Annotated in this window: 2 protein-coding genes, 1 tRNA gene and 1 pseudogene; all 4 read left to right on the top strand. The window is 52.8% G+C overall.

The genetic code is table 11. From position 1 onward, the window contains the following. A pseudogene (locus tag B3Z49_RS13255) lies at window positions 1–389 on the top strand (ATP-dependent Clp protease ATP-binding subunit ClpX); the annotation flags it as partial. 141 nt (window positions 390–530) lie between these two features. After that, window positions 531–2,942 carry an endopeptidase La gene (lon, locus tag B3Z49_RS13250; RefSeq protein ID WP_064790436.1) on the top strand — a complete coding sequence of 804 codons (2,412 nt, stop codon included), beginning with the start codon at window positions 531–533 and terminating at the stop codon, window positions 2,940–2,942. A gap of 263 nt (window positions 2,943–3,205) precedes the next feature. Then, on the top strand, window positions 3,206–3,478 hold the full coding sequence (locus B3Z49_RS13245; protein ID WP_008891813.1) for an HU family DNA-binding protein: 273 nt from the start codon (window positions 3,206–3,208) through the stop codon (window positions 3,476–3,478). 111 nt (window positions 3,479–3,589) lie between these two features. Beyond that, window positions 3,590–3,666: transfer RNA gene (locus B3Z49_RS13240), tRNA-Val, on the top strand. Window positions 3,667–3,832 lie beyond the last annotated feature (166 nt).

The following is a 3,832-nucleotide window of genomic DNA, read 5'->3' as shown; positions in this document are numbered from 1 at the left end:
TGAAGTTCGGTCTTATCCCGGAATTCATTGGTCGTCTGCCGGTTCTGGCAACGCTCGAAGACCTCGACAACGAAGCTCTGGTCCAGATTTTGACCGAGCCGAAAAACGCACTGATCAAGCAGTATCAGCGCCTGTTCGATATGGAAGACGTGAAACTCACCTTCCAGACCGATGCGCTCAAGGCGATTGCTGACAAGGCAATTGAACGCAAGACCGGTGCGCGTGGTTTGCGCTCGATCATGGAAGGCATCCTGCTTGAAACCATGTTCGATCTGCCGACCATGGAAAGTGTCGAGGAAATCGTCATCAACGCTGACGTCGTTAATGGGAAGGCAAAGCCGTTGCTGATCCATGCAGAACGTCGTGAAGGTGTTGAAAATACTGCCTGAACGTAATTCCCGCACCGGCAACTATTGCGGTGCGGGAAATCCGGATTATCTAACGATTATCTAAAACATGTTCGCGTTGCTGGCGGGGCCTATGGCAGGACCGCACAGCAGCGTTACGGCTCAGAGTAGGGAAAGAACATAATGGTCGAATTGGCGCGTGGCGAAATATACCCGGTGCTGCCGTTGCGTGACATTGTCGTGTTCCCGCACATGATTGTTCCGCTGTTTGTCGGACGTGAAAAATCGGTGCGTGCGCTCGAAGATGTGATGCGCGAAGACAAGCAGATCCTGCTTGTCACCCAGAAAGACGCCGGTCTTGATGACCCGGCTGTCGAAGATCTCTATGAAATTGGTACTGTCGCAACTGTCTTGCAGCTTCTCAAGCTGCCGGACGGAACCGTCAAGGTATTGGTTGAAGGCGGAAAACGTGCCGAAATTACCGGCTACGTTGATAACCCGGAATTCTTCCAGGCCTATGGCTCGGTGCGTGAAGACAGTGACGAGGATGACAGCGAACTCGAAGCGCTGGCCCGTTCTGTCGTTACCCAGTTCGAACAGTACATCAAACTCAACAAGAAAATTCCGCCTGAAGTTCTGGTTTCGGTCAATCAGATCGAAGAACCGGCCAAGCTTGCCGACACGGTGGCATCCCACCTGTCGCTCAAGATTTCCGAAAAGCAGGAATTGCTTGAAACCAAACTGGTTGGCGATCGTCTGGAACGTATTTTCGGCTTCATGGAATCCGAAATTGGCGTGTTGCAGGTTGAAAAGAAGATCCGCAACCGCGTCAAACGCCAGATGGAGAAAACCCAGCGCGAGTACTATCTGAATGAACAGCTCAAAGCCATTCAGAAGGAACTGGGCGAGGGCGAAGATGGCAAGGATGAAGCTTCTGAAATCGAAGAGAAGCTGAACAAGGCCAAAATGCCCAAGGAAGCCAAGGAAAAGGCACAGGCAGAACTCAAGAAACTGCGCAATATGAGCCCGATGTCGGCAGAAGCCACCGTGGTGCGCAACTATCTTGACTGGATGGTGTCCATTCCGTGGAACAAGCGTTCGCGTGTTTCCCATGACCTGAAAAAGGCCAAGAAGGTACTCGACAAGGAGCATTACGGTCTGGAAAAGGTCAAGGAACGCATCCTTGAGTATCTTGCGGTTCAGGCGCGCACCAAAAAGGTCAAAGGTCCGATCCTTTGCCTCGTTGGTCCTCCCGGTGTTGGTAAAACCTCGCTTGGCAAGTCCATGGCCAATGCGACGGGGCGTAGCTTTGTGCGCATGTCACTCGGTGGGGTTCGCGATGAATCCGAAATCCGCGGTCACCGCCGGACCTATATCGGGTCCATGCCGGGCAAGATTGTCCAGGGCATGAAAAAGGCGAAGTATTCCAACCCGCTCTTCCTTCTCGACGAGATCGAAAAGATGGGTTCGGACTTCCGCGGCGATCCGGCCTCGGCCCTGCTTGAGGTACTGGATCCGGAACAGAACTCGACCTTTAACGATCACTATCTCGAAGTCGATTACGATCTTTCGGATGTGATGTTTGTTACCACGGCCAACTCGCTTCGCATGCAGCAGCCGCTGCTTGACCGTATGGAAATCATCCGGATTTCCGGTTACACCGAAGACGAGAAAGTCGAGATCGCCAAACGTCACCTCATTCCCAAGCAGGTCAAGGATAATGGCCTGAAGAAAGGGGAATGGAGCATCTCGGACGAAGCACTTCGTGATCTGATCCGTTATTACACCCGCGAAGCCGGCGTGCGTAACCTTGAACGCGAACTGGCCAAGCTGGCCCGTAAGGCGACCAAGCGGATCATGCTTGAAAACCTGAAAACGGTTCGTGTCACCCCGCGCACACTTGGCAAATATGCCGGTATCCGCAAGTTCCGCTTCGGCGAGACCGAGGGTGAAGATCAGGTCGGTGTTGTTACCGGTCTTGCCTATACCGAGTTCGGTGGTGATTTGCTTCAGATCGAATCTGTTACCGTCCCGGGCAAGGGCAACATGAAAACCACCGGTAAACTCGGTGAAGTCATGACGGAATCGATTCAGGCGGCGACCTCGTTTGTCCGTTCGCGTGCGGTTGATTTCGGGATCAAGCCGACCTTGTTCCAGAAACGTGACATCCACGTTCACGTGCCAGAAGGTGCCACCCCCAAAGACGGCCCGTCGGCAGGTGTTGGCATGGTGACCTCGGTTGTTTCGGTTCTGACCGGCAACCCGGTGCGCAAGGACGTTGCGATGACCGGCGAAGTCACGCTGCGTGGCCGTGTACTTGCGATTGGCGGTTTGAAAGAAAAGCTCTTGGCTGCGTTGCGCGGCGGGGTGAAAACCGTTCTGATCCCGCAGGAAAACGAAAAGGATCTTGAAGAGATTCCGGACAATGTCAAACGCGGCATGGAAATCATTCCGGTGTCGCATGTTGACGAAGTTCTGAGCCACGCCTTGGTCAATCCGCTTGTCCCGATCGAGTGGGAAGAAGAGGTTGATGACGTTGCTGTCAAATCCAAGGACGGCGAAGAATCGGAAATCGGCGGTGTGACGACTCACTAGGGATCGTCATAACGCGCAGAAAACAAGGGGGCCGACACTGTTGGCCCCCTTTTTCTGTGGATAACTTTGCCCAAGAATCGGCGCAGGAACATGTCGGGATTGGTGTAAAGCGCAAAAAATCGAAAAAAACGTCAAAAACCGCAGAAAACTGCGTCTCTCGCATTGACGAGCTGTTTGCGACCTGCTTACACTGCCCATGCAACAGGTTTGGGGCAAACCAAATTTCCTCATAACTCCGAACGTCCAAACAAGGGGGCCAGGAAGTGAATAAAAACGATCTCGTTGGAAGTGTAGCTGCTAAAGCTGATCTGTCCAAAGCTGACGCTGCCAAGGCAGTAGACGCTGTTTTCGATTCCATCACCGATTCTCTGAAATCCGGCGACGAAGTTCGTCTGGTTGGTTTCGGTACCTTCGCTGTCGCTGCTCGCGCTGCTTCAAAAGGTCGCAACCCGCGCACCGGTGAAGAAATCGACATCCCGGCATCGAAACAGCCGAAGTTCAAGGCTGGTAAAGGCCTTAAGGACGCCGTCAACTAAGTTTGACGATGTTCAGCTAAAAAATGCCGGTGACTTGCGTCACCGGCATTGCTTTTTGGAAAATCCATGCTATGTTCCGCTCCGCTTCGGGGCAATGGACCCCAAGAAGACGGGTGATTAGCTCAGCTGGTTAGAGCATCTCGTTTACACCGAGAGGGTCGGGAGTTCGAATCTCTCATCACCCACCATGATAAAGGCAGCCCTAAAGGCTGCCTTTTTTGTTTTCCCGATCNNAAATAGAAGTTACATTTTTATGCAAAACTGGCATTGCTTTTTGGGGAAACCATGGTAAGTTCCGCCCGCTTCCGCAGAACAGCGCGGTTTGCAAAAGGGTGATTAGCTCAGCTGGTTAGA

The organism is Thalassospira sp. UBA1131 (assembly GCF_002311515.1).
Classification (GTDB): domain Bacteria; phylum Pseudomonadota; class Alphaproteobacteria; order Rhodospirillales; family Thalassospiraceae; genus Thalassospira.
Note: the sequence above shows the minus strand (reverse complement) of the source record. Positions and strands in the feature narration are given on the sequence as shown.

What these genes read in the sequence shown, in the direction of transcription:
- lon (WP_064790436.1), top strand. Translation starts at nt 531, where the DNA reads ATGGTCGAATTGGCGCGTGGCGAAATATACCCGGTGCTGCCGTTGCGT.